Genomic DNA, 23,239 nt, shown 5'->3' on the forward strand with positions numbered 1-23,239 from the left:
GGGAGTGTCCCGACTGGGCGGCCCGGCGTCGACGGGCGAGCGAGTGGTCAGCGTACGCGAGTTCGCGCGCGGTGCGCGTGGTCGATCTCTCACCGGTCCCGGCGGGCCGGTGTGGCGTACGCCACTCGGCGCCGTCACCCGGGGAAATCCCGAACTCCCTGAACACGCCGGAAATTGCGCGCGCTGTCGCGGTGAACCATTGGCGACCTACGGAAGGAAGCGCTCCGAGAGCACCGTCCGATAAATAGGGAACAAGGTCATCTGCTTTTCCTGGCCGTCCCGGAATGAAACTGGACCTGAGACAAACTCCACATCACATAGGCATCACGAAGAGAGTGGATCGACCGGACCACACACTCACTCGCTGTAACGTCGATTGCGTGCGTACCGACATCTTTGCCCGGCTGGACCGGGAGCCGGAACCGCCGAAGATAGAGATCCCGCGGATGACCCGCACGCGTCTCGCCCTCTTCGGCGGGACGTCGGCGTTCTATCTGGCCATCGTCGTCGCCGTGCTGGCGTCGACGTCGCTCGTTGCCCTCGACTGGAAGCTCATGCTCTTCCGGCCCTACGAGCAATGGCCGGAGCAGCACGCGTTTCTCGACTACTTCGTGACCCTCGGCCAGCGCGGCCCGACGGCCGTCATGGTCGCGGCGTGGCTGGGCTGGCGCTCCTGGCGCCAGCACACCCTGCGACCCCTGCTCACGCTCGGCGCCGCCCTGCTGCTGCTGAACGTCACCGTGGGCGCGGTCAAGATCGGGCTCGGCCGCCTCGGCCCCCACTACGCGACGCAGATCGGCTCCGCCGAGCTCTTCGCCGGCGGCGATATATTTCCTTCCGGACACACCGCCAACGCGGTGGTGACCTGGGGAATCCTGGCCTATCTGGCCACCACTCCGAGGGCTCGGCGCTATCTGTCGGCGCTCTCGGCGGTGGTCTCCCTCGGCGTCGGCCTGACCACCGTGTATCTCAGCACCCACTGGCTGAGCGACGTGCTGCTGGGCTGGGCGGCGGGACTGCTGATCCTGCTCGGCCTGCCCTGGTGCGAGCCGCTGATCGCCCGCGCGGAGGCCTTCATCCTCGGTCTGCGCGAGCAGTGGCGCAGGCGCCGGGCGTCCGCCCCCTCGCTGCCCGTCGCCTCGGGAGGACCGCGGCCCGCGGTGTTCCCGCAGCGTGGGACCGAGGCCGCCCCGGCGGACGGCACGGGTCGCGAGCCGGTGGCCGGGGTCGGCCCCACGCCCGGCCGGCCCGCGGCGGGCACCAGGACGGCCACCCACGACCGGTCGCGGGCGCACGCGCGCTCGGAGCGGACGCCGGTGACCCCTTCGGGCAGCAGGCGTCCACCGCGTTCGCGGCCCATGGCGGGCGGCTGACGCACAGATCGGACACGGAACATGCGTGGGCCCCGGTACTCGGCGAGTACCGGGGCCCACGCATGTTCCGTGTCCGGCCGTTCAGCCCGTGGCCTGCGGGCACGGGCCTGGTCAGCCCTTCCAGCAGCGGATCACCGAGCCGTCCTTCACCTCGAAGTTCAGGCGGCCCGCCACGTACTCCATGGTGATGATCGAACCGGGCGGCAGCGCTCTGACGGTCGACCAGCCCCGCTCGCGGGCCTGCTGCTCGGCTGCCGCCGCGTCGAGGCCGACGTACGACTCGGGGCTGTCGTCGGGCTGTGCGGGAGGAGTCGGTATGGGTGCCATGCTCACCACCGTAGGCGGCAGCGGACGGTGACGGAAGCCGGGACGGCCATGTCCCCAGCAGCCCCACATCCCTCGGGGGTCACGCTTCTGTCACAGCTTCACGACACATGATCGCTTCGAACCGGTTCACCCGAACGGGCGTTTCGGGTGCGCTCATGTGTCATTCGGCACGCGCCTGTGGATCATGGCCAATTGCTTTCCATCGACTCATGGGATTCCGGCGAATTCCGGTCGGCAGGACAATTCCCAACGCGAGGAATTCACATTTCCTTTACAGAATCCTCCAGGCTCGGCCCTTCCGTATCAAGGGCCCGCGAGAGCCGGTCACGGATCGCCCGGATGTGCCCGGTCAGTTCCGGCGGCTCGACCACCTCGAAGTCGACGCCCAGGAGCATCAGGTGGACCACCATCACATCCAGGCTCGCGGCCCCGGTCCGCAGCAGGCAGCGGCTGTCGTCCACCGCCTCCAGCACCCCGTCGGACGGGCCGATGATCCCGGCCGCCTGCTCGGCGGACGTGTGCAGCAGGACCACCGCGTGGGCGGCGTACGCGCCGATGGAGACGCCTTTGGAGACGTAGGCCGCGAGGTCGTCGGCCGGGGGCGTGCGCGGGGCGAAGCGGGGACCGTGCGGCGGCCTGGGGACGATCCGGTCGGCCCGGAACGTACGCCAGTCGCCCCGCTCCACGTCCCAGGCGACGAGGTACCAGCGGCGCTCCGTGCACACCAGGCGGTGCGGCTCGACGGTGCGGCGGGTGGCGGCGCCGCCGTGGTCGCGGTACTCGAAGCGCAGCCGCTCGCTGTCCCGGCAGGCGTTGGCCAGCTCGGTGAGCACACCGGGGTCGACGGTGGAACGCTGCTGTCCGCGCAGCATGGGAACGGTGAAGGCGTTGAGCGCGCTCACCCGTCGGCGCAGACGGTTCGGCAGCACCTGCTCCAGCTTGGCGAGCGCCCGTACCGAGGTCTCGCCGATGCCCTCGATGCCCTGGCCCGCCGCCGTGCGCAGGCCGACGGCGACGGCGACGGCCTCCTCGTCGTCGAGCAGGAGCGGCGGCAGTTCGGCGCCCGCGCCGAGCTGGTAGCCGCCGCCGGTGCCCGGGCTGGCGTTGACCGGATAGCCGAGCTCGCGCAGCCGGTCCACGTCCCTGCGGACCGTCCGGGGCGTGACACCGAGCCGGTCGGCCAGGTCGGCGCCGGACCATTCGCGGTGGGCCTGGAGCAGGGACAGCAGGCGCAGCAGTCGTGCCGAGGTCTCCAACATGCGAACGAGTCTGCCAGGCATCGCGGACAGCTTCTGTCCGCGATGATGAACTCCTCGGGCCGGTGCGGGCGCTCAGCCGGCCGGGGTGACGCGGACGCAGAGGTCGTTGTCGCCGGTGTAGCAGGGGGCGACGGTGTACCCGGCGATGCGCTGCTTCGGATAGACGAAGATCGACTTCTTGTCCCAGACGTCGTCCAAAATGCGGGAGATCCGCATCGGGGCAGCTCCCGCGGCCGGCCGCAGCCACAGCTCCCACAGCCGTTCCTTGCCGGCGCCGGCGTCCTCGGCGCCCGCGGCCAGCGGCCCGTACGGCAGCGTGAAACCGAACGCACGGCCCTCGCCGGTGACGGGGACCTCGTGCATCCGCTCCCCCGCCCGGAGCCGGGCCTGCGCCCTCGCGCCCTCGCCCAGCTTCGCCCCGTACAGCAGGCCTGTCACGGACATGGCGCCCTGCTCGGCTGCGAAGGCGAGCTCGCCGGCCTCCGCGTGCGGTGCCCGCCGCCAGCAGCGCACCGCGAGCCGGCCGTCGGCGGTCGGGTAAGGGAGGTGTACGGCGACCGGGCCGGACGCCGGGGCCCGGTCCACGAGGACCCGCAGGTCGCGGATGCCGGGCAGGACGGCCTGCCCCGTCTCCGTGTACGCGTCCCAGCGGCCCTCGGCGAGCTCCGCCGTGGCGGGCAGCACGGCCCGTGCGGCGGCGCGGTCGCCCTCAGGTTTCAGCGGCAGCCGCAGCTCGTCCGCCGGACCCTTGCCGCCGCGCCGTCTCAGGACGAGGACCGCACCGGAGGCCGCCGGCCCGGAGACGTCGAAGGTGATGCCACCGTCGCTCGCGGCGAGGCAGTCGGCGCGCGGCGCCGGATGCTCCTCGGTCGTCGGGGTGCTCATCCGCTCTTCCTCCCCCTGCGGATCAGGTCCGCGGCAACGTAACGCAGTGCGTAGGCCCCGTCGTACAGCGAGCTCCGCGCCCGGTGCAGCGCCTCGCGCAGCGCGCTGCGCGAGCGTCCCCCCTCACCGTGGGCGACGAGCTCGGTGAACAGCGCCTCGTGGCGCTCCGCGATCGGCGCGGGGTCGAACCGTGCGGAGGACACCAGCGCGGCGCGGCCCGCGCTCCGGCGCAGTTCGTCGTCACCGATCAGGCGGAGCAGCGCGTCGGCGATCGCGTCCACGTCACCGACCGGGACCAGCAGGCCGTCGGCGCCGTCGTCGATGATCTCGCGGGGTCCGTGCGGGCAGTCGGTGGAGACGACGGGCAGGCCGCAGCGCATCGCCTCGACGATCGTCATGCCGAACGACTCCAGGCTGGAGGTCACGGCGGCGACCGAGCCCTTGACCCACTCCGGCTCCAGCGGGCTGGCGGGGCCCATGAGATAGACGTGGTTGTGGAGGCCGCGTTCCTCGATGAGGTCGCGCAGCGCCTGCTTCTCGTTACCGGTCGCGTCACCGCTGCCGTAGATCCGCAGCCGCCAGTCGGGGCGGGCCGCGACCACCTTGGAGAAGGCCTTGATCAGCAGGTCGTAGCGTTTGACCCGGGTGAGGCGCCCGGCCGCGACGACCCACTTGGCGGTGCAGTCGGCGGGGGCGACGCCCGGGGCGGGCACGCTGTTGGGCACGGCCTCGATGCGTACGCCCGGCAGCTTGAGCCGCTCCCGGTAGGCACGGGCGTCGGCCTCCGTGACGGTGGTGACGGCGTCGAGCAGGGCGTAACGGTGGCCGATCTCACGGCGCAGGCGGTATCCGTGGCTGTCGAGCGTCAGATGCTCCTGGCCGACGCGCACGACGCCGCGGCGGGCCTGCCGGGCGATGTGGACGTTGAGGCCGGGCCTGGTGCCGACGACGACGTCCGCGTCGAGGGTGGCCAGGTGGGCGGCGATCCGGATGTCGGTGAGGCGGCTGTACTGCCGGTGCCGGCCGTCGCCGCGGGGAAAGAGCTTCGCGGGGAGCCGGGCGAGCGGGTCGTCCCCGTCGTAGCCGGGGCTCTTCTTCCGCAGGTCGACCAGGTGCTTCATGGTCACACCGGCAGGGGCGCCCATCGACGGCTGGTCGCGGTGACGGAAGACGGAGACGATCTCCACGTCGTGCCGTTCCGCGAGCGCGCGGGCGAGGTTGAACGTCGTACGGATCGTCCCGCCGATGCCGTAGGCGTTGTGGAGCAGAAATGAGATGCGCATGGCGCTCCCGCGTCCCCCCTGGTCGCGCGAATGCCCTCCTGGTCAGGAGGTCTGACCCAAGACTTTAACCGCCTCTCGGGGGCGGTACGGGATCTGCGGTACGTCGTAGCAGTTCCCGTCCATGTCGCCACCCTGGGTGACCCCGCCCCCGCCGTCCTGCCGACGCACGACGGACAGGCAGGCCCGTCGCGAGGCGGGTGGTTCGTCGAGGGGCAGGAAGGAGACGGGAAGCAGAAGCCCGCGCGCGGTGGCCTCAGCAGCCCGGAACATCGCCGGCATTCGGGCTGAGCTCCACCAGGGCGCACAGCGCCTTCTGGGACACCTTCCAGGTGTCGCCCTCGAGGACGGCCGTGCCCTTGGCGTCCGGCAGGGCCGTGTTGCCGTCGACCATGAGGTTGTAGGTCACGGTCGCCCGCGTGGGCGAGGTGAACTGGATGCCGGTCACCTCCGCGGACACCCGGGCGGCGTTCTTGTCGTTGCCGAAGGCCGTGAGGACAGGACGCAGCGCCTCGCCGTTCTCGAGGAGCTTCACCTTCTCGTCCGTCGGCACGAAGGGGTCGAAGAAGTCCGTCCAGTTCTTCTTGATCTGCTCCTCGGCCGCCGCCGGATCGGCGGGTTCCGCACCGTCAGTAGGGCTCTCTGGAGTGGCTGCTGTCGTCGGGGGCGATGTCGCCGGCCGGGAGCCTCCGTCACCGTCGTCCCCGCAAGCGGCGGCGAGTGGTCCGAGGACCAGAACCGCTGCGGCGGCCCAGGCCGCGGGTCGGCAGTTCCTTGTGCTGAACATGTCGCTCACCACCCGTATCTCGGCTTCCAGCGTCCGACGGTTCGGGGCGCAGTGCAAGAAAGGAGGCGTTTCGATGCCGACGTCCCGACTGCTGTGGTGGGGTGGGATCGCCGCTGTCGCCTGCGGTGCGGTGCTCTGCGTCGTCGGCTGGTACGGCGTCTCCGGCAAGCGGGTGACCGAGCGGCCGCTGCCCTGCCTCGTGTCCGCCACCGTTCCGGGGGGCGCTCCTGGTCGCGGACGCGGTCCTGATCGCGGCCGGAGTCGTGCGGACGGGGAGGGTCCGGTCAGAAGGCGGCCCGGCGCGGCCCGGTGACGGACCGTCGGCCGGGTCCGTGGTGCTGCACGGGCGGGACGTGAGCCGGCTGCACGCGCAGAAGCGGGCAGGCCTCGGTGTGCGCTTCGTGCCCGACGTCGGCGCGGTGCACGGCAGCCTCACCGTCGCGGAGAACCTCGAACTCGCCTCCGGGGAGGTGATGTCGACCGCACCCTGGACGGCTTCCCGGAACTCCGCCCGCTGCTCGGCCGCACCGCGGGCACCCTGTCGGGCGGTGAGCAGCGGATGCTCGCCGTCTCCCGGGCCCTGCCGGCACCCGCCGGTGTCGTCCCGCTCGACAAGCCCGCGCAGGCATGGCCCCCGCGGTGGCCGCCCGTACCTACCGGCTGCTGCGCGGGCTCGACGCCGCGGTCGTCGTCGCCGAGCAGCGGCTTCCGCAGACCTGACGCGGGGGCCCGGAGCCCCGGTGGTCGTGCACCAACTGCGCCGCGGCTCCGTCGTGTTCAGCGGCGAGCCCGTCGAACTCGCCCCGGCCGGACCCGGCCCGTCAGCCGCTCCCGGCCTGCCGTGACCGCGGGGGCCTGTGGGCCGACGTGACACGGCGCGGTTCGATTCGTTGCCGTTTCACGCGTGACCCCCGCGACTGGTCGCACGTTGAACCTTCGTGCCGGGACCCGCCCGGCACACCTGATCAAGTCCGAGGAGCCACCCGTGCCGCGCATGCTCGACGTCAGCGAGGACGTACGCGCCGAGATCGGCGACGAAGAAGCCGACCGGCTGCTCGCCGGCCTGAACGCCCCGGGCAGCTACGACTGCACCTCCTGCCGCACCCCGGGCGATTCCGACCAGGAGCGGACCAGCACCGTGCTGTTCGTGGGCGACGAGACGGCCGTGCTCGCCTTCGCCCACGCCACTTGCATCCCCTCACAGGTGGTGCAGGTCGCGGAGGACCAGCTCCAGGGCGCCGTCCGCTCCATCACCGGCGAGGAGCCGCAGATCCCGGGCGCGGCTCCGCAGCAGGCGGTGCTCGGTGTCACCAGCGGCCTCATCCTCCTCGACGGGGACGTGCACCCCGCCCTCGTCGTGGAGCCGACCGCGCCGATCGCCCGTCCCGGCACCACGGGCCACGGCGGCGACGACTTCCTGCCGCTCCTGATCGAGCAGGGTTTCCTGCCCGTCGGGGACGTGAACCGGCGCCCGTCCCAGCTGCCCGGCTGGTCGGTCCTGATCGCCATGGGGCAGCTGCACGCCGTGCTCCAGCCCGGTACCGGCGGTGGCAGCCCGGTCGCCTGGTGGCAGGCGCACCAGCCGCTCCAGGTCACCGAGGGCTGGCGGACGGCCGCCAACAAGACGAACACGGTCCTCGTCTACGCCGCCCCGGTCGGCTCGATCGGCCAGCAGCCCCGGGAGGACCTGCTGCGGGACGCGCTGGAGAAGGCGGCGGCCAACGGCCGTCTGGTCGCCGCGGCGATGCCGCTCGCCGGCACCTGAGCCGCCCCGACGCCGCCCGGATCCGGTCCGCCGGCGCAGGGACCACAGCGTGCCGGCCGACCGGCCCGGCGGGCACAGACGTACGCCGGGGCCACTCTCCTGCCCCGGCGTACGTCCGCGCGCGCCGGCGACGGCTCGTACCGTCCCCCGGAAGAATGCAGCTCGCCGCAGCCCGCATCCGTGGGACTGCGGCGTCGTTGCAGGTACGTGCACTCATACGACCCCTCCCCCCAGCCCTTCCAGAGCCAGATCCCTTCCATGCGCCCCGCGCGCGACGGTTCGCCGGGCCGCTCGGCCACGCCGATCTACGACGCGTTGTACTCCGAGTACCTCAGGGCGTTCAAGACGCTGCCGGGTGACCGCAGCGGGGAGGAGGATCTGGACTTCAAGGGGTTCGGGGCGGGGCTGCACGGCGTCCGCGGCGGCTTCCTCGGCTACGGGAGCCATACGAGCCACACAGGGCACACCAGCGGCCACTCCGGCTACTCCACCGGTCAGCAGGGCGGCAGGCACTCGCACCAGACCGGCCGGCACGCGGTCCACCAGCCCGCGGCGCTGCCCCCCGCTCCCCGCAAGGGATCCTGACCTGCCGTCAGCGAACGCCGCTGCCCCCGGACCGTGGGCACGGTCCGGGGGCAGCGGCGTCGATGCCTCATCGGCTACTTCTTGCGGCCGCGCTTCTCCCTCACCCGCACCGAGATGTGGATCGGGGTGCCCTCGAAGCCGAACTCCTCACGCAGCCGACGCTCGACGAAGCGGCGGTAGCCGTGCTCGAGGAAGCCGGACGCGAACAGCACGAACCGCGGCGGCTTGGTGCCGGCCTGCGTGCCGAACAGGATGCGCGGCTGCTTGCCGCCCCGGATCGGGTGCGGATGCGCGGCGACGATCTCGCCGAGGAACGCGTTCAGCCGGCCGGTCGGGACACGCGTCTCCCAGCCCGCCAGCGCCGTCTCGATCGCCGGGACCAGCTTCTCCATGTGGCGGCCGGTGAGCGCGGAGACGTTCACCCGGGGCGCCCAGGCGACCTGCTGCATCTCGGTCTCGATCTCACGCTCGAGGTAGTAGCGGCGCTCCTCGTCGAGGTCGTCCCACTTGTTGTAGGCGACGACGATGGCGCGGCCGGCCTCGACGGCCATGGTGATGATGCGCTGGTCCTGGACGCTGATGGTGTCCGTCGCGTCGATCAGGATGACCGCGACCTCTGCCTTCTCGACGGCGGCGGCCGTGCGCAGCGAGGCGTAGTAGTCGGCGCCCTGCTGGAGGTGGACGCGCTTGCGGATACCGGCGGTGTCGACGAACTTCCAGGTCACGCCGCCGAGTTCGATGAGCTCGTCGACCGGATCACGGGTGGTGCCCGCGAGCTCGTTGACGACGACGCGCTCCTCGCGGGCGACCTTGTTGAGCAGCGACGACTTGCCGACGTTCGGACGGCCGATCAGGGCGATCCGGCGCGGACCGCCGACGGCGGTGCCGAAGGTCTGGGCCGGCGCCTCCGGCAGGGCCTCGAGGACGGCGTCGAGCATGTCGCCCGTGCCGCGGCCGTGCAGCGAGGACACCGGGTGCGGCTGCCCGAGGCCGAGCGACCACAGGGCCGTCGCGTCGGCCTCGCCGCTGGGTCCGTCGACCTTGTTGGCGCAGAGCACGACGGGCTTGCCGGCCCGGCGGAGCAGCTTGACGACCGCCTCGTCGGTGTCGGTCGCGCCGACCGTCGAGTCGACGACGAAGACGACCGCGTCGGCGGCCTCGATGGCGTACTCGGCCTGGGCGGCGACGGAGGCGTCGATGCCGAGGACGTCCTGCTCCCAGCCGCCGGTGTCGACGACCTTGAAGCGGCGGCCGGCCCACTCGGCCTCGTAGGTGACGCGGTCGCGGGTGACGCCGGGCTTGTCCTCGACGACCGCCTCGCGGCGGCCGATGATGCGGTTCACCAGGGTCGACTTGCCGACGTTCGGGCGGCCGACGACGGCGAGGACGGGCAGCGGACCGTGCCCGGCCTCCTCGATCGCGCCCTCGACGTCCTCGACGTCGAAGCCCTCTTCCGCGGCGAGCTCCATGAACTCCGCGTACTCGGCGTCGCCGAGCGCTCCGTGGTCGTGCTGGTCGTTCATGAAGTCCGTTCCTCGTTCGTCACTGGACCGTGTCAGTCGCGCGGCCCATTACTCAAGTCTGTCCTAGCGCCCGGTGAGGCGCTTCGCGTCCGCCAGGTGGGCGGTCAGGTGCTCCTGGATGCGCACCGTCGCCTCGTCGAGCGCCTTGCGCGTGCGGCGTCCGCTGCCGTCCCCGGCCTCGAACGCGTCACCGAAGACGACGTCCACCTTGCTGCGCAGCGGAGGCAGCCCCTTTATCAACCGTCCGCGGCGCTCGGTGCTTCCCAGCACCGCGACCGGGACGATCGGGGCGCCGCTGCGCACCGCGAAGTACGCCAGCCCGGCACGCAGGGAGGCGAAGTCTCCCTCACCGCGGGTGCCCTCGGGGAAGATCCCGAGGACGCCGCCGTTGTCCAGCACGCCGAGCGCGGCCGTTATGGCGGTGCGGTCGGCGGTCGTACGGTCCACCTTGACCTGTCCGATCCCGATGAGGAACGGGTCCAGGGGGCCGACGAACGCCTCCTTCTTGATCAGGAAGTGCACGGGCCTGGGCGCGGTGCCCATCAGCATCGGCCCGTCGATGTTGTGCGCGTGGTTCACCGCGAGGATGACCGGCCCCGCTGCCGGCACCCGCCACGCGCCGAGGACGCGCGGCTTCCACAATCCGTACATCAGCCCGATGCCGATGCCCCGCCCGACGGCCGCGCCCTTCTGTGAGGGAACGGTCACCGGGCGGCCTGCTTCCGCGTGCTGTCGGCCGCGCCCCGCTTCTCGTCGTTGCCGGTCGCGCTCCGCCTCGACTCCGCTTCGGCCGAGTGCCCCTCGACCTGCGCTGCGTCTCGGTTCCGCCGCTCCTCGACGAGAGTGACGACGCATTCGATGACCTGCTGGAGCGTGAGGTCCGTGGTGTCGACCTCGACCGCGTCGTCCGCCTTGGCGAGCGGAGAGGTCTTACGGCTGGAGTCGGCCGCGTCCCGCTTGATCAGGGCTTCGCGGGTGGCCGCGACGTCGGCGCCCTTGAGCTCGCCGCTGCGGCGGGCCGCCCTGGCCTCCGGGGACGCGGTCAGGAAGATCTTCAAATCGGCGTCGGGCAGGACGGTGGTGCCGATGTCACGGCCCTCGACGACGATGCCCTTCTCGGCGGCCTTGGCGATGGAACGCTGCAGCTCGGTGATCCGGGTGCGCACCTCGGGCACCGCGCTGACCGCGCTGACCTTGGCGGTGACGTCCTGCTCGCGGATCGGGCCGGAGGCGTCGAGGCCGTCGACGGTGATCGTCGGTGCCGACGGGTCGGTGCCGGACTCGATCACCGGCTTGCCGGAGGCGGTCGCGATCGCGGCAGGGTCGGACATGTCGATGCCGTTGCTGATCATCCACCAGGTGATCGCGCGGTACTGCGCGCCGGTGTCGAGGTAGCTCAGCCCCAGCGCGGAGGCGACGGCCTTGGAGGTGCTCGACTTGCCCGTGCCGGAGGGGCCATCGATGGCGACGATCACGGATTCCACGGTGTCGGACACCTTCCTGGTTCGTGGGAGTGGGCACGGCGGGAGTGCCGAGGGGCCCAGCACAAGGTTACCGAGTGCGGACGACCACTTCTGCACCCGTACGCCGGGGCCCCGGAGCGGCCCCTTGACACGGCCCTCGGACGCTCCCTCGGCCGGCCGCCCGGAAGCGGCCGAGCCGGGTCCTGCCACTGCTCCGTTCCGCCTCCCGGCCGGGAAGCGCTCCGAGCCGCCGGCCGTCTACTGACGGATCGACCAGCCCCGTTCCCGCAGCGCGGCGGTGAGCACCGGCGCCGCCGTGGGCTCGACCATCAGCTGGACGAGTCCGGCCTGCTGCCCGGTCGCGTGCTCGATGCGGACGTCCTCGATGTTCACGCCGGCGCGGCCGGTGTCGGCGAAGATGCGGGCCAGCTCGCCCGGCTGGTCGCTGATCAGTACGGCGACGACCTCGTAGGCCGCCGGTGCCGTGCCGTGCTTGCCCGGCACCCGTACCCGTCCGGCGTTGCCGCGCCGCAGGACGTCCTCGATGCCCTCCGCGCCGTCCTGGCGCTTGGACTCGTCGGAGGACTGGAGGGACCGCAGCGCTCGGACCGTCTCGTCGAGGTCGGCCGCGACGCCGGCCAGCACGTCGGCCACCGGCCCGGGGTTCGCCGAGAGGATCTCCACCCACATCCGGGGGTCGGAGGCCGCGATCCGGGTCACGTCGCGGATGCCCTGCCCGCACAGCCGTACGGCGGTGTCGTCGGCGTCCTCGAGGCGCGCCGCGACCATGGAGGAGATCAGCTGCGGGGTGTGGGAGACGAGGGCGACCGCCTTGTCGTGGGCGTCCGCGTCCATCACGACGGGCACGGCACGGCAGAGGGCGACCAGCTCGAGGGCCAGGTTCAGGACCTCGGTGTCCGTCTCCCGGGTGGGGGTCAGCACCCAGGGGCGGCCCTCGAAGAGGTCGGCGGTGGCGGCCAGCGGGCCGGAGCGTTCCTTGCCGGACATCGGATGAGTGCCGATGTAGGCGGACAGGTCCACGCCCATCGCCTCGAGCTCCCGGCGGGGGCCTCCCTTGACGCTGGCCACGTCGAGGTAGCCGCGGGCCACGCCGGCGCGCATGGCCTCGGCCAGCGTGGTGGCGACATGCGCCGGGGGCACGGCGACGACGGCGAGGTCGACGCGGCCCTCCGGCCGCTCGTCCGTGCCGGCTCCGAGCGCGGCGGCGGTGCGGGCACGCTCGGCGTCGTGGTCGACGAGGTGCACGGCGACGCCGCGTCCCGCGAGGGCCAGCGCGGCGGACGTGCCGATCAGTCCGGTTCCGATGACGAGCGCGGTTCTCACTGGGCGATGTCCTTGCGGAGGGCGGCGGCTGCGCCGAGGTAGACATGGGCGATCTTCGACCGGGGCAGGTCGGACTCGACGTGCGCGAGGATGCGGACGACGCGCGGCATGGCCCCGGCGATGTCGAGTTCCTGCGCGCAGATCAGCGGCACGTCGACGATGCCGAGCCCGCGCGCCGCGGCCGCGGGGAAGTCGCTGTGCAGATCGGGGGTGGCGGTGAACCAGACGCTGATCAGATCGTCGACGGCCAGGCCGTTGCGCTCGAGGATGGCGGTGAGCAGCTCGCCGACCTGCTCGCCCATGTGTCCGGCGTCGTCCCGTTCCAGTTGGACGGCTCCGCGGACCGCTCGTACCGCCACGTCGTGCTCCTTCGTTCCTACCTGCCGGTCCTGCCGGCCGGGTGCTCCGTTTCAGCGTAGTCAGCGCGCGGCGCGGCGGCCGCGGCGACCGCTCTGCGAGACACGTCGACTCTGCGAGTCGCGGGCCGTCCGGTCCGGCCGCTCCCTGGGACCGACCGTGCGTGGAGGCGCACACTGGGCCTGGGCCGGCGGGCGGACACGACTGCCCGGTTGCTTCTTCTCCGCCCGTTCGGGGGCCAGGATGCTCGTGCCCCGGGCGGTCGGGGGCGACGAACAGAGGAGAGTGTCATGGACACGAGCCGACGGACGGTTCTCGCGGTGGGTGCGGCGGGCGCGGCCGCACTGGTGGCGGGGTGCGGGAACGGAGACGGTGAGGAGGATCCGGCCACCCGGCCGCCGGACGCCACACCCACGGAACCCGGGCAGGACTCCCCCGCGCCAGGTGGCGAGGAGCTCGCCAGGACGGCGGACATCCCGGTCGGCGGCGGCAAGGTCTTCGCCGACAAGAAGATCGTGGTGACGCAGCCGGAGTCCGGCGACTTCAAGGCGTTCTCCGCGGTCTGCACCCATCAGGGCTGCACGGTCGCGAACGTCTCCGACGGAACCATCAACTGCCTGTGCCACGGCAGCAAGTTCGGGCTCGCGGACGCTTCCGTGGAGGCGGGCCCGGCGACGAAGCCCCTGCCGCAGGAGCGGATCACCGTCTCGGGGGACTCGATCCGGCGGGGCTAGGCCCTGTCAGGGCGCGACCTGGCGCTTCCCGTAGCCTCTCGGGCATGACGCCGCTGACACTTGTCCGCGACCACACGGTCTACTCCTGTGTCATGGGGTCGCGCGCCTTCGGGCTGGCCACCGACGACAGCGACACCGACAGGCGCGGTGTGTTCCTCGCGCCCACGCCGCTGTACTGGGGCTTCGAGAAGCCGCCGACGCATGTCGAGGGACCGGCAGAGGAGCAGTTCTCCTGGGAGCTGGAGCGCTTCCTCGAACTGGCGCTGCGCGCCAACCCGAACGTGCTGGAATGCCTGCACTCCCCGATCGTCGAGCACGTCAACGAGACCGGTCGCGAACTGCTGTCCCTGCGCGGGGCGTTCCTGTCGCGCCGCGCCCACGAGACGTTCGTCCGCTACGCGACGGGCCAGCGCAGGAAACTCGAGGCGGACGTGCGGCAGCACGGCGCACCGCGCTGGAAGCACGCCATGCACCTGCTGCGTCTGCTGGGCAGTTGCCGCGATCTGCTGCGCACGGGCGAGCTGGTGATCGACGTGGGTGCGGACCGCGAACGGCTGCTCGAGGTCAAACGGGGCGAGGTGCCGTGGGACCGGGTCGAGTCCTGGATGACCCGCCTCGCCGCCGAGGCGGACACGGCCGAAACCACCTCCCCGCTCCCGCCCGTCCCGGACCGGGCCCGGGTGGAGGACTTCCTGGTGCGGGTCCGGAGGGCGTCGGCGGGCTGAGAGATGACCGGCCGGGCACGACCGTGGACGGTCCCGGCTCAGGCATCCCAGAGCGCACCCAGCGTGACGAGCTCCCCGCGGTACTCGATCCGGTCCGCCCACTCGCGCGGCCACGCGCCGGCGCCGAGGTGGGCGCCCGCGAACGCGCCCGCGAGGCAGGCGATCGAGTCGGAGTCGCCCTTGGTGCAGGCGGCCCGGCGGAGGACCGTGAGCGGCTCCTCGGGGAACATCAGGAAGCACAACAGGCCGGTGGCCAGCGCCTCCTCCGCGATCCAGCCGTCGCCGGTGGCCAGGCAGGGGTCGAGCTCCGGCTCCGGTGAGCGCACCGCGGTGGCGAGCCGTTCGAGGATCTGCAGGCACTCGTCCCAGCCGCGCGCGATGAAGGCCTCGGGCGTCGCGTCGTGCGAGTAGGTCCACAGGTCGCCGAGCCAGCGGTGCAGGTACCGGCTGCGGTTCTCGTACGCGTACGAGCGCAGCTGGCCCACCAGACCGGTCGGCTCCGCCCCCTGCGCCAGCAGGAACACCGCGCGGGCCGTGAGGTCGCTCGCGGCGAGGGCGGTCGGGTGGCCGTGGGTGAGCGCCGCCTGCAACTGCGCCGCGCCGGAGCGCTGTTCCTCGCTCAGGCCCGGTACGAGGCCCACGGGTGCGACGCGCATGTTCGCCCCGCAGCCCTTGGAGCCGATCTGGCTGGCCGCCTGCCACGGCAGGTCGCTGTCCAGCTTCTGGCAGGCGACCAGGCAGGTGCGGCCGGGGGCCCGGTTGTTCTCCGGCGAGTGGTACCAGTCGACGAACTCCTCGCGCACCGGCCTGACGAGCCGGGACGCCACGAGCAGGCCGCGCGACATGGCCGTGCGGATCCCGCGTGCGAGGGCGAGGGTCATCTGGGTGTCGTCGGTGACGATCGCGGGCGTGGGGAGTTCCATCTGCCGCCAGGGCCCGCACTTGGCGAGGATGGCGGGCACGTCGTTGAACTCGGTCGGGAAGCCGAGGGCGTCGCCGAGCGCGAGCCCGGTCAGCGCCCCGGTGGCGGCCTGCTTGGTGATGGTCCTGGTGCTCCTCGTCGTGGTCATGTCTGCTGCCGTCCCTCGGGTCGCAGGAGTGGTGGGTGCAGGGCGGACGCGGCTCCCGCCCGGTAGAGCGCGGCCGGTTTTCCGCGGCCGCCGGTGCGGCGCGGTTCGCCCTCGACGGCCTCGACGAAGCCGGGGGTCGCCAGCACCTTGCGCCGGAAGTTGGGGCGGTCCAGCTCGACGCCCCAGACGGTCTCGTACACCTGCTGGAGTTCGCCGAGTGTGAACTCGCGCGGGCAGAAGGCGGTGGCGAGACAGGTGTACTCGAGCTTGGCGCCGATCCGGCTGTGCGCGTCGGCGAGGATCGTGTCGTGGTCGAAGGCGAGCGGCGTGGCCGAGGAGAGCGGTGTCCAGCGGGCGTGCGCCGCGTCGCCGCCGCCACGCGGCTCCGGCAGGTCCGGTACGAGCGCGGTGTAGGCGACGGACACCACGCGCATCCTCGGGTCGCGGTCCGGGTCGCTGTAGGTGCGCAGCTGCTCGAGGTGGAGGTCGGCGGCGGTCTGCTCCGTCAGGCCGGTCTCCTCGGCCAGTTCGCGGCGTGCGGCGGTCTCCGCGGACTCCCTGGGGAGCAGGAATCCGCCCGGCAACGCCCAGGCGCCCCGGTAGGGCTCCTGTCCGCGCTCGACCAGGAGGACGTGCAGCCGGCTCTCCCTGACCGTGAAGACGGCGAGGTCGACGGTGACGGCGAACGGTTCGAAGGCGTACGGGTCGTAGCCCGCCGGGCGGGTGTCGCTCATCGTTTCTCCGGGAGGGGTTCCGCGAGGTCCCAGCCCTCGGCGATCAGTGCGTCCACGGCGGCGACCGCGATGGCGAGCCGCCGCTCGTGCGGTCCGGTGAGCTCGACGGTGCGGCGGCCGGTGCGGGCGAGTTCCTCGCGGAAGCGGCCGGTCATCCAGGGCCGCAGGTGCTCTCCGTCGCGCAGGCCGTCGTCCTCGAAGTCGACGCCCGTGTGGTCGGTCAGCAGCCACAGGTGCTGGCGGCGCGGCGCGGGGGGCGCCGGGTAGGGGCCGCCCATGTAGCGCTCGTGCCAGATCGTCGTGGCGAAGGCGTCGGTGTCGCAGACGACGACGGGCGAGCCGGCCCGCGCGGCGTGCTCCTCGAGCACCGCCTGTCGCCGTGCGATCAGCGGGAACTCGTCGGAGGAGAACGTGACCTCGTCCCAGCCGGCGCCGGGGCGCCGTGCGCGCAGGGCAGCCAGCTTGTGCTCGCTGAACTCCCGTCCGTACTCGGGCACACAGCGGGTCGGCGCCCACACTCCGCCGCGCCGCCGGTAGTGCTCGGCGAGCGCCCGGGCCATCGTGGTCGTGCCGGTGGACTCGGCGCCGAGGACGACGACCCGCCGGGCGAGCGCGGCGCGCACCGGCGGCTCGAGGAAGTCCCAGCAGCCGAGGGGGTCCTTGCGCACGGCGGTGCCGGAGACCGGGAAGACACTCCGGTCGGGGTCGACGCAGACGGCGTCGGCGCCGAAGCGGCGGCCGAGCTCCGCGCCGTACGCCTCCGAGGTGAAGACGGCGTCCACCCGGCCGGGGACGGCGGCGCGGAAGACGGCCATGTGGGCGTCCCACACATCGGGGTCGTGCACGTCCACCGGGACTTCGTCCATGGTGCCCACGACCCGTACCCCGGGGTGCACTTCGCGCATCCACGCCACGCGGTCGGCCAGCGGGATCGTCTCGACGGACGAGGCGCACACGAGGACGGTGAGCCGTTCGCAGCGGTCGGCCGCCGTCCGTACGAGGTGGTGGTGGCCGGCGTGCGGCGGGTAGAACTTGCCGAGGACCAGGCCGTGTCCGTAGCGCCTCATACGGCCACCGCCTCACGCCGTACGGACAGGTCGCGCGACCAGCCCCGCAGCCCGGCGACGCACAGCGCCATGAAGCCGATGTAGAGCAGCGACGTCAGATAGAGCTCCTTGTACGCGTACAGCGGCACGTACACCACGTCGGCGGCGATCCACAGCCACCACGACTCCAGGCGCTTCCGGCACTGCCCGTACGTCGCCATCAGCGACAGGGCCGTGGTCAGCGCGTCCCAGAAGGGGACGGTGGAGTCGGTGGCACGGTCGAGGAGGAGGGTGAGGGCGAGTGTCCCCATCACCCCCGCCGCGAGCAGCCAGGTCCACTCGGTGCGGGTGGTGCGCCGCACCGGGAGGACGGAAGAACCTGGTCCACCCCCGTGGGTCCAGGTCCACCAGCCGTAGGCGGCGAGGGTGATGAAGACGACCTGCAGGCCGGCGTCGGCGTACAGGCCCGCCTGGGTGAAGAGAAGGATGAAGAAGACGTTGTTGGCGATGCCGATCGGCCAGTTCGCGATGTGCTGGCGGGCGACGAGCCACACACAGAGGGCGCCACTGCCGAAACCGAGGAACTCGGTCCAGCTCACCGGGGTCCCGAGCACGGTGAACAGCGGCTGCTGCAAGGGCCCGAGGATGTCTGCGAGACTCACGCCCGCCCTCCTTAATAGTCATGTTGACTATAAAGCAGCCGCGACGACCGCCACAAGGCTTTTACGACGGCGAAGGGCCCGTGACCTGGCAGGTCACGGGCCCTTTTTCGTACGTTTGTGCCGTTACAGACCGACTTCCTTCATCAGCATGCCGACCTCGGTGTTGGTAAGCCGGCGCAGCCAGCCGGACTTCTGGTCGCCCAGTGAGATCGGCCCGAACGCGGTCCGCACGAGCTTGTCGACCGGGAAGCCCGCCTCGGAGAGCATGCGCCGCACGATGTGCTTGCGGCCCTCGTGGAGGGTGACCTCGACGAGGTAGTTCTTGCCGGTGTTCTCCACGACCCGGAAGTGGTCGGCGCGGGCGTAGCCGTCCTCGAGCTGGATGCCCTCCTTGAGGCGCTTGCCCAGCTCCCTCGGCAGCGGCCCCTGGATGGCGGCGAGGTAGGTCTTCTTCACGCCGTACTTGGGGTGGGTCAGCCGGTGGGCCAGCTCACCGTGGTTGGTGAGCAGGATGATGCCCTCGGTCTCCGTGTCGAGCCGGCCGACGTGGAACAGCCGGGTCTCACGGTTGGTGACGTAGTCGCCGAGGCACTGCCGCCCGTCGGGGTCCTCCATCGTGGACACGACACCGGCGGGCTTGTTCAGCGCGAAGAAGAGGTGCGACTGGGTCGCGACGGTCAGGCCGTCGACCTTGATCTCGTCCTGCTCCGGGTCGACGCGGACACCCTGCTCGATCACGATCTTGCCGTTGACCTCGACACGGCCGGCGTCGATCAGCTCCTCGCACGCCCGGCGCGAGCCCATGCCGGCCCGGGCGAGCACCTTCTGCAGACGCTCCCCCTCCTGGTCGCCGAAGGTCTTGGGGGTCTTGATCTCCGGCTTGTTCGCGTAACGCTCGCGGTTGCGCTCCTCGGAGCGGGCGTCGTACTCACGCGAACGCGCGGGTGCGGTACGGCCGCCACCGCGCTGCGGCGACTGCCTCGGGCCCCCCTTCGCGCCGCCGCGGGCCGCGCCGCCGCGCCCCTTCCTGGGCGCCTCGGGGGTGCCGCCCACGTCGTAGCGACGCTCCTCGGGACGGGGCTTCCCGGCGCGCTTCTGCTTGTCGTCGCGGTCGTTGCCGGCACCGCGGTAGTTACCGCGCCCGCCGCCGCTGCTGCCGCGGCCGCCGCTGTTGCCACCACGGCTCCCGCCGTTGTTTCCGCTGCTGTTCCTGCCGCTGCTGCTTCGCATCAAATTTCCGTCTTGTCGTCTGCGTCCTCACGATCCGGTGCATCCGGATCGAACGACGGAACGCCTTCCTGCGTCTCGGCCTCGATCGCGTCCGCCTCCGGTAGGAAGGGCGCGAGCTCCGGAAGCTCGTCCAGGCCGCGCAGGCCCATCCGCTCCAGAAAGTAGTTCGTCGTCCTGTACAGGATCGCACCTGTTTCAGGTTCCGTGCCCGCCTCCTCGACCAGACCCCGTTGAAGGAGGGTGCGCATGACGCCGTCGCAGTTCACTCCGCGCACCGCGGAGACCCTGGAACGGCTCACAGGCTGCCGGTACGCGACGACCGCGAGGGTCTCCAGAGCGGCCTGGGTCAGCCGGGCGTGCTGCCCGTCGAGCACGAAACGCTCGACCGCCGCGGCGTGCTCCGGGCGGCTGTAGAAGCGCCAGCCACCGGCGACGAGCCGCAGCTCGAAGCCGCGGCCCTGGATCGTGTACTCGTCCGCGAGCTCCCGCAGCGCGTCCGCCACGGCCCTCCTGGGCTGCTCCAGCACCTTGGCCAGGTGCTCCTCCGTCGCCGGCTCGTCGACGACCATGAGGACGGCCTCGAGCGCGGGCTTGAGCTCGCTCACTGCTTCTCCTCCACGACTTGATCGAACTCGTCCGTGACGGCCACCGCTTCGGCCCCGCCCCCGGCCCACACCACCATCAGCTCTCCCAGCGCCTCCTCCTGGTCGAGGGCGACCGCCTTCTCGCGGTAGAGCTCCAGCAGGGCGAGGAACCGGGCGACGACGGTGAGGGTGTCGGGAGCGTCCTCCGAGAGCTCACGGAACGACGCCCTGCCCCGCTCCCTGAGCAGGGCGACCACGACCTCGGCCTGCTCCCTGACGCTGACCAGCGGCGCGTGGATGTGGTCCACGTACACCTGCGGCTTCGCCTTCGGCTGCATGGCCTTCACCGCGAGCTTGGCGAAGCCCTCCGCGCCGATGCTGATGACGACCTCGGGCAGCAGCTCCGCGAGGTGGGCCTCGAGCCCGACGGTACGGGGGTACCGCCGCGCCTCCTCGTCGAGGCGCCGGTCGAAGATGTCGGCGATCTGCTTGTACGCGCGGTACTGGAGCAGCCGGGCGAAGAGCAGGTCACGGGCCTCCAGCAGCGCGAGGTCCGCCTCGTCCTCGACCTCGGCTGCGGGCAGCAGCCGGGCGGCCTTGAGGTCGAGCAGCGTCGCGGCGACGACGAGGAATTCGGTGGTCTGGTCGAGGTCCCAGTCGGGCCCCATGGCCCGGATGTACGCCATGAACTCGTCGGTGACCTTGGAGAGTGCGACCTCGGTCACGTCGAGCTTGTGCTTGGAGATGAGCTGCAGCAGCAGGTCGAACGGCCCCTCGAAGTTGACGAGCCGCACGGTGAACCGCCCGTCCCCACCACCGACGGCATCGCTCGCCCCGTGCTGCTCCTCGGAACCGGCTCCAGCGCGTCCCGCACCCCCGGCGGCCGTCGGCGCACCGCGTGCCGCCTCCGGTCCGCCGGACCGATCGCCGCCGGCGTCGCCGCCGTGCGGCGCACTGGCCTCCGGCTCCGGAGGCTCGCCCTCGGCATCGGGAAGGGACGGGGTCGGGAAATCGACGGCCTCCGGCTCCCGAGGGTCGGCCCCGGTCTCGGGAAGGAGTGGGGGCGGGGAATCGACTCCCCCGGCCGGCGCGCCAAGGGCCGCCTCCGGCCGCTCCACGCCTGCGGGGCCGTCGCCGTCGGGGCCGGCCGGGCTCTTGCCGGCCTCCTCGTCGTCGCGCAGCGCACGACGCCCGGGCTCCGGGGGCTCGCCCCCGGTCTCGGAAAACGAGGGGCTCGGGGAATCGACCGCCTCCGCCGACGCGACCGGGGCCCCCTCGGGCCGATCGCCACCGTCGTGCGGCGCACGGGCCTCCCGCTCCGGAGACTCGCCCTCGGCGTCGGGAAGGGAAGGGGCCCCGGAATCAGCCGTCCACTCCGCCATCGTGTCGTCGTCGAGCGGCGCACGGGGCTCGGGGGCCGGGGGCTCGCCCGCGGTTCGGGGGAGGGGCGGGGTGGGGGGAACCGCTCCCTGGCGCGACGCGCCCGGCCCCCGCCCCAAGGCACGGCGGCGGGACGGGCCGGGCGGGTCGTCGTTCGGGGGCATGGCGGTCCAGGGAGCGGGAGGAACAGGCGCGCCCGCAGGCTACCCGCTCAGCGACCCCTCAGGCGTCTCACGAGGATGCTCGCGTCGCCCCGCTGCTCGAGGTCCGCAAGGACCACCGCCACCGCCTCGCGGACGATCCGGCCGCGGTCCACGGCCAGGCCGTGCTCGCCGCGCAGCACCAGCCGCGCGTGCTCGAGGTCCATGAGTTCCTCGGCGGAGACGTAGACCGTGATCTTCTCGTCGTGGCGTTCGCGCCCGCTGGGCCGGCGGTTCGCGCCGCGTCCCCGCCTGCGCGGCGCGGCGCCGGCGGCGGGGCCCGCGGCCCCGCCCTCCTGGGGGCGGCGCGCCTTGGGCGTCATCGCCCGTCCGGCGGCGGCCGCGGCGTCCGTGGCCCGGCTGCGGCCCTCCTCGGCGGGGTCCGCGTCGGCCGCGGAGTGCTCCTCGGACGACGAGGCGGACGTGGACGAGGAGGCCGGCTCGGCCCCCGCCTCGTCCGGTTCGCCCTGCGCCGGCACCCGCGGTTCACCGTTGGCGTTCGACGTGTTCTGAGCGTTGTTCGGGGTGCTCGGGTTCCCCTGCTTGCGCGGGGACGACGACTGCAGCGCCATGCCCCCGGTCGTACGGAACAGCTCGTCGGCCCCGGGCAGACTCACTCGGCGTGACACCGGGCGAGCACCTCCCTGGCGAGCTGGCGGTATGCGGCGGCGCCGACGGAGTTCGACGCGTAGGTCGTGATCGGCTCACCGGCGACCGTGGTCTCCGGGAAGCGGACGGTCCGCCCGATGACCGTGTGGTAGACGTGGTCGTCGAACGCCTCGACGACCCGCGCCAGCACCTCGCGGCTGTGCACGGTCCGCGAGTCGTACATCGTGGCGAGGATGCCGTCGAGTTCGAGGTCGGGGTTGAGCCGCTCCTGAACCTTCTCGATCGTCTCGGTCAGCAGCGCGACACCACGGAGCGCGAAGAACTCGCACTCGAGCGGCACTATCACCTTGTGCGCCGCGGTGAGCGCGTTGACGGTGAGCAGGCCGAGCGACGGCTGACAGTCGATCACGATGTAGTCGTAGTCGGACATCAGCGGCTTCAGCGCGCGCTGGAGCGTCGACTCGCGCGCGACCTCGCTCACCAACTGCACTTCCGCGGCCGAGAGGTCGATGTTGCTCGGCAGCAGGTCCATGTTGGGCACGGCGGTCTTCAGGAGGACCTCGTCGGCCGACATGCCCCGCTCCATGAGCAGGTTGTAGACGGTGAGGTCGAGCTCCATCGGGTTGACGCCGAGGCCCACCGACAGCGCGCCCTGCGGGTCGAAGTCGACGAGCAGCACCCGCCGTCCGTATTCGGCGAGCGCGGCGCCCAGGTTGATGGTCGACGTCGTCTTGCCGACGCCGCCCTTCTGGTTGCACATCGCGATGATCTTGGCGGGGCCGTGGTCGGTCAGCGGGCCCGGGATCGGGAAGTACGGCAGCGGACGCCCGGTGGGGCCGATCCGCTCGCGGCGCTGACGGGCAGCGTCGGGCGCGAGGGTGGCCGCGTACTCGGGATCGGGCTCGTACTCGGCATCGGGGTCGTAGAAGTGCCCCTCGGGGACTTCCTCGTAGGCGGCGAAGTGGGTGGACTCTCGGCCACTCTCGTTGCCGGCCATGGCGTTCACGTGTTGGCCGTCCATCATCTTCATCGTGTGGGCTGTCGTCATGTGCGTCGTGTGCTGGTGCGTCGCGAAGGTGCGGACAGCGACGGAGCCGACATCCTCGAGACCGGACGACGGGCCCTGGCCCGCCGGAACCGTTCCTGGCCGACCACCCCCGGGAGTAAATGTCGACTCATTCACAAGTCGTCTTACCTCCTTGGACCGTGACCAGGAAACTTATCGATAGGTCAGCGTGGCACCATGCCGACGGTTTGCGACTCTATGGCGTGTCACCGGTCCGCAGCAACACAATCCGCCGGACCCGGCCCGATGTG

Annotated in this window: 24 protein-coding genes and 1 pseudogene; 6 read left to right on the plus strand and 19 right to left on the minus strand. The window is 72.1% G+C overall.

Going from position 1 to position 23,239, the window contains the following annotated elements:
• The first annotated feature begins 380 nt into the window (after nt 1-380).
• Nucleotides 381-1,373, plus strand: a complete 993-nt coding sequence (locus tag ACTMTU_RS29960) for a phosphatase PAP2 family protein (RefSeq protein ID WP_441266560.1) — start codon at nt 381-383, stop codon at nt 1,371-1,373.
• 111 nt (nt 1,374-1,484) lie between these two features.
• Here ACTMTU_RS29960 and ACTMTU_RS29965 read toward each other — a convergent pair whose 3' ends face one another.
• The 5 genes from ACTMTU_RS29965 to ACTMTU_RS29985 all read right to left on the minus strand — a co-directional run bounded on the left by ACTMTU_RS29965 (nt 1,485) and on the right by ACTMTU_RS29985 (nt 5,911).
• A complete protein-coding gene (locus tag ACTMTU_RS29965) occupies nt 1,485-1,700 on the minus strand; it encodes an I78 family peptidase inhibitor (protein ID WP_441266561.1) in 216 nt (71 codons plus the stop codon).
• A gap of 260 nt (nt 1,701-1,960) precedes the next feature.
• Nucleotides 1,961-2,959, minus strand: a complete 999-nt coding sequence (locus ACTMTU_RS29970) for a helix-turn-helix transcriptional regulator (protein ID WP_441266562.1) — start codon at nt 2,957-2,959, stop codon at nt 1,961-1,963.
• A gap of 72 nt (nt 2,960-3,031) precedes the next feature.
• A complete protein-coding gene (locus ACTMTU_RS29975) occupies nt 3,032-3,844 on the minus strand; it encodes a hypothetical protein (RefSeq protein WP_441266563.1) in 813 nt (270 codons plus the stop codon).
• On the minus strand, nt 3,841-5,127 hold the full coding sequence (locus ACTMTU_RS29980; protein ID WP_441266564.1) for a glycosyltransferase family 4 protein: 1,287 nt from the start codon (nt 5,125-5,127) through the stop codon (nt 3,841-3,843). Before ACTMTU_RS29980 ends, ACTMTU_RS29975 begins: the two co-directional genes overlap by 4 nt.
• 253 nt (nt 5,128-5,380) lie before the next feature.
• Nucleotides 5,381-5,911, minus strand: coding sequence for a hypothetical protein (locus ACTMTU_RS29985; protein ID WP_441266565.1), 531 nt, complete (start codon nt 5,909-5,911; stop codon nt 5,381-5,383).
• Nucleotides 5,912-5,984: 73 nt separating this feature from the next.
• Between ACTMTU_RS29985 and ACTMTU_RS29990 the strand changes: the two genes are divergently transcribed.
• From ACTMTU_RS29990 to ACTMTU_RS30000, 3 genes are all read left to right on the plus strand, one after another.
• A complete protein-coding gene (locus ACTMTU_RS29990) occupies nt 5,985-6,224 on the plus strand; it encodes a hypothetical protein (RefSeq protein WP_441266566.1) in 240 nt (79 codons plus the stop codon).
• Between the two features lie 672 nt (nt 6,225-6,896).
• The gene (locus ACTMTU_RS29995; RefSeq protein WP_159693370.1) at nt 6,897-7,676 is read left to right on the plus strand and encodes a hypothetical protein; all 780 of its coding nucleotides are present in this window, start codon (nt 6,897-6,899) and stop codon (nt 7,674-7,676) included.
• Between the two features lie 258 nt (nt 7,677-7,934).
• Complete coding sequence (locus ACTMTU_RS30000) at nt 7,935-8,261, plus strand: hypothetical protein (RefSeq protein ID WP_441266567.1); 327 nt, start codon at nt 7,935-7,937, stop codon at nt 8,259-8,261.
• 74 nt (nt 8,262-8,335) lie between these two features.
• Here ACTMTU_RS30000 and der read toward each other — a convergent pair whose 3' ends face one another.
• From der to aroH, 5 genes and pseudogenes are all read right to left on the minus strand, one after another.
• Nucleotides 8,336-9,784, minus strand: a complete 1,449-nt coding sequence (gene der / locus ACTMTU_RS30005) for a ribosome biogenesis GTPase Der (protein ID WP_441266568.1) — start codon at nt 9,782-9,784, stop codon at nt 8,336-8,338.
• 63 nt (nt 9,785-9,847) lie between these two features.
• The gene (locus ACTMTU_RS30010; protein ID WP_229835337.1) at nt 9,848-10,435 is read right to left on the minus strand and encodes a lysophospholipid acyltransferase family protein; all 588 of its coding nucleotides are present in this window, start codon (nt 10,433-10,435) and stop codon (nt 9,848-9,850) included.
• Between the two features lie 173 nt (nt 10,436-10,608).
• Nucleotides 10,609-11,280 (minus strand): annotated as a pseudogene (gene cmk, locus ACTMTU_RS30015) ((d)CMP kinase); the annotation flags it as partial.
• A 225-nt stretch (nt 11,281-11,505) separates the two neighbouring features.
• Nucleotides 11,506-12,591 (minus strand): prephenate dehydrogenase, encoded by a 1,086-nt coding sequence (locus ACTMTU_RS30020; RefSeq protein ID WP_441266569.1) that lies wholly within the window; start codon nt 12,589-12,591, stop codon nt 11,506-11,508.
• Complete coding sequence (gene aroH / locus ACTMTU_RS30025) at nt 12,588-12,950, minus strand: chorismate mutase (protein ID WP_005319263.1); 363 nt, start codon at nt 12,948-12,950, stop codon at nt 12,588-12,590. Before aroH ends, ACTMTU_RS30020 begins: the two co-directional genes overlap by 4 nt.
• Nucleotides 12,951-13,238: 288 nt before the next feature.
• Between aroH and ACTMTU_RS30030 the strand changes: the two genes are divergently transcribed.
• Together ACTMTU_RS30030 and ACTMTU_RS30035 are read left to right on the plus strand one after the other, a co-directional pair.
• Nucleotides 13,239-13,682, plus strand: a complete 444-nt coding sequence (locus ACTMTU_RS30030; protein ID WP_441266570.1) for a Rieske (2Fe-2S) protein — start codon at nt 13,239-13,241, stop codon at nt 13,680-13,682.
• 44 nt (nt 13,683-13,726) lie between these two features.
• Complete coding sequence (locus ACTMTU_RS30035; protein WP_441266571.1) at nt 13,727-14,407, plus strand: nucleotidyltransferase domain-containing protein; 681 nt, start codon at nt 13,727-13,729, stop codon at nt 14,405-14,407.
• Between the two features lie 38 nt (nt 14,408-14,445).
• Here ACTMTU_RS30035 and ACTMTU_RS30040 read toward each other — a convergent pair whose 3' ends face one another.
• From ACTMTU_RS30040 to ACTMTU_RS30080, 9 genes are all read right to left on the minus strand, one after another.
• The gene (locus tag ACTMTU_RS30040; RefSeq protein WP_441266572.1) at nt 14,446-15,477 is read right to left on the minus strand and encodes an ADP-ribosylglycohydrolase family protein; all 1,032 of its coding nucleotides are present in this window, start codon (nt 15,475-15,477) and stop codon (nt 14,446-14,448) included.
• Entirely contained in the window at nt 15,474-16,211 is a 738-nt protein-coding gene (locus ACTMTU_RS30045) for an NUDIX hydrolase (RefSeq protein ID WP_441266573.1), read from the minus strand. The genes ACTMTU_RS30040 and ACTMTU_RS30045 overlap by 4 nt, the downstream gene beginning before the upstream one ends.
• On the minus strand, nt 16,208-17,278 hold the full coding sequence (locus ACTMTU_RS30050) for an AAA family ATPase (RefSeq protein ID WP_441266574.1): 1,071 nt from the start codon (nt 17,276-17,278) through the stop codon (nt 16,208-16,210). The genes ACTMTU_RS30045 and ACTMTU_RS30050 overlap by 4 nt, the downstream gene beginning before the upstream one ends.
• Nucleotides 17,275-17,919 (minus strand): nicotinamide riboside transporter PnuC, encoded by a 645-nt coding sequence (pnuC, locus tag ACTMTU_RS30055; protein ID WP_441266575.1) that lies wholly within the window; start codon nt 17,917-17,919, stop codon nt 17,275-17,277. Before pnuC ends, ACTMTU_RS30050 begins: the two co-directional genes overlap by 4 nt.
• Nucleotides 17,920-18,042: 123 nt before the next feature.
• On the minus strand, nt 18,043-19,149 hold the full coding sequence (locus tag ACTMTU_RS30060) for a pseudouridine synthase (protein WP_441266576.1): 1,107 nt from the start codon (nt 19,147-19,149) through the stop codon (nt 18,043-18,045).
• On the minus strand, nt 19,149-19,754 hold the full coding sequence (gene scpB, locus ACTMTU_RS30065) for an SMC-Scp complex subunit ScpB (RefSeq protein WP_037775071.1): 606 nt from the start codon (nt 19,752-19,754) through the stop codon (nt 19,149-19,151). The genes ACTMTU_RS30060 and scpB overlap by 1 nt, the downstream gene beginning before the upstream one ends.
• Nucleotides 19,751-21,115 (minus strand): segregation/condensation protein A, encoded by a 1,365-nt coding sequence (locus ACTMTU_RS30070; RefSeq protein WP_441266577.1) that lies wholly within the window; start codon nt 21,113-21,115, stop codon nt 19,751-19,753. Before ACTMTU_RS30070 ends, scpB begins: the two co-directional genes overlap by 4 nt.
• A 209-nt stretch (nt 21,116-21,324) precedes the next feature.
• Nucleotides 21,325-21,930, minus strand: a complete 606-nt coding sequence (locus ACTMTU_RS30075; protein ID WP_441266604.1) for a hypothetical protein — start codon at nt 21,928-21,930, stop codon at nt 21,325-21,327.
• Nucleotides 21,927-23,105 carry a ParA family protein gene (locus ACTMTU_RS30080; protein WP_159693344.1) on the minus strand — a complete coding sequence of 393 codons (1,179 nt, stop codon included), beginning with the start codon at nt 23,103-23,105 and terminating at the stop codon, nt 21,927-21,929. Before ACTMTU_RS30080 ends, ACTMTU_RS30075 begins: the two co-directional genes overlap by 4 nt.
• Between the last annotated feature and the right edge of the window lie 134 nt (nt 23,106-23,239).

This window comes from Streptomyces sp. OZ13 (assembly GCF_052068155.1).
Taxonomy (GTDB): Bacteria; Actinomycetota; Actinomycetes; order Streptomycetales; family Streptomycetaceae; genus Streptomyces.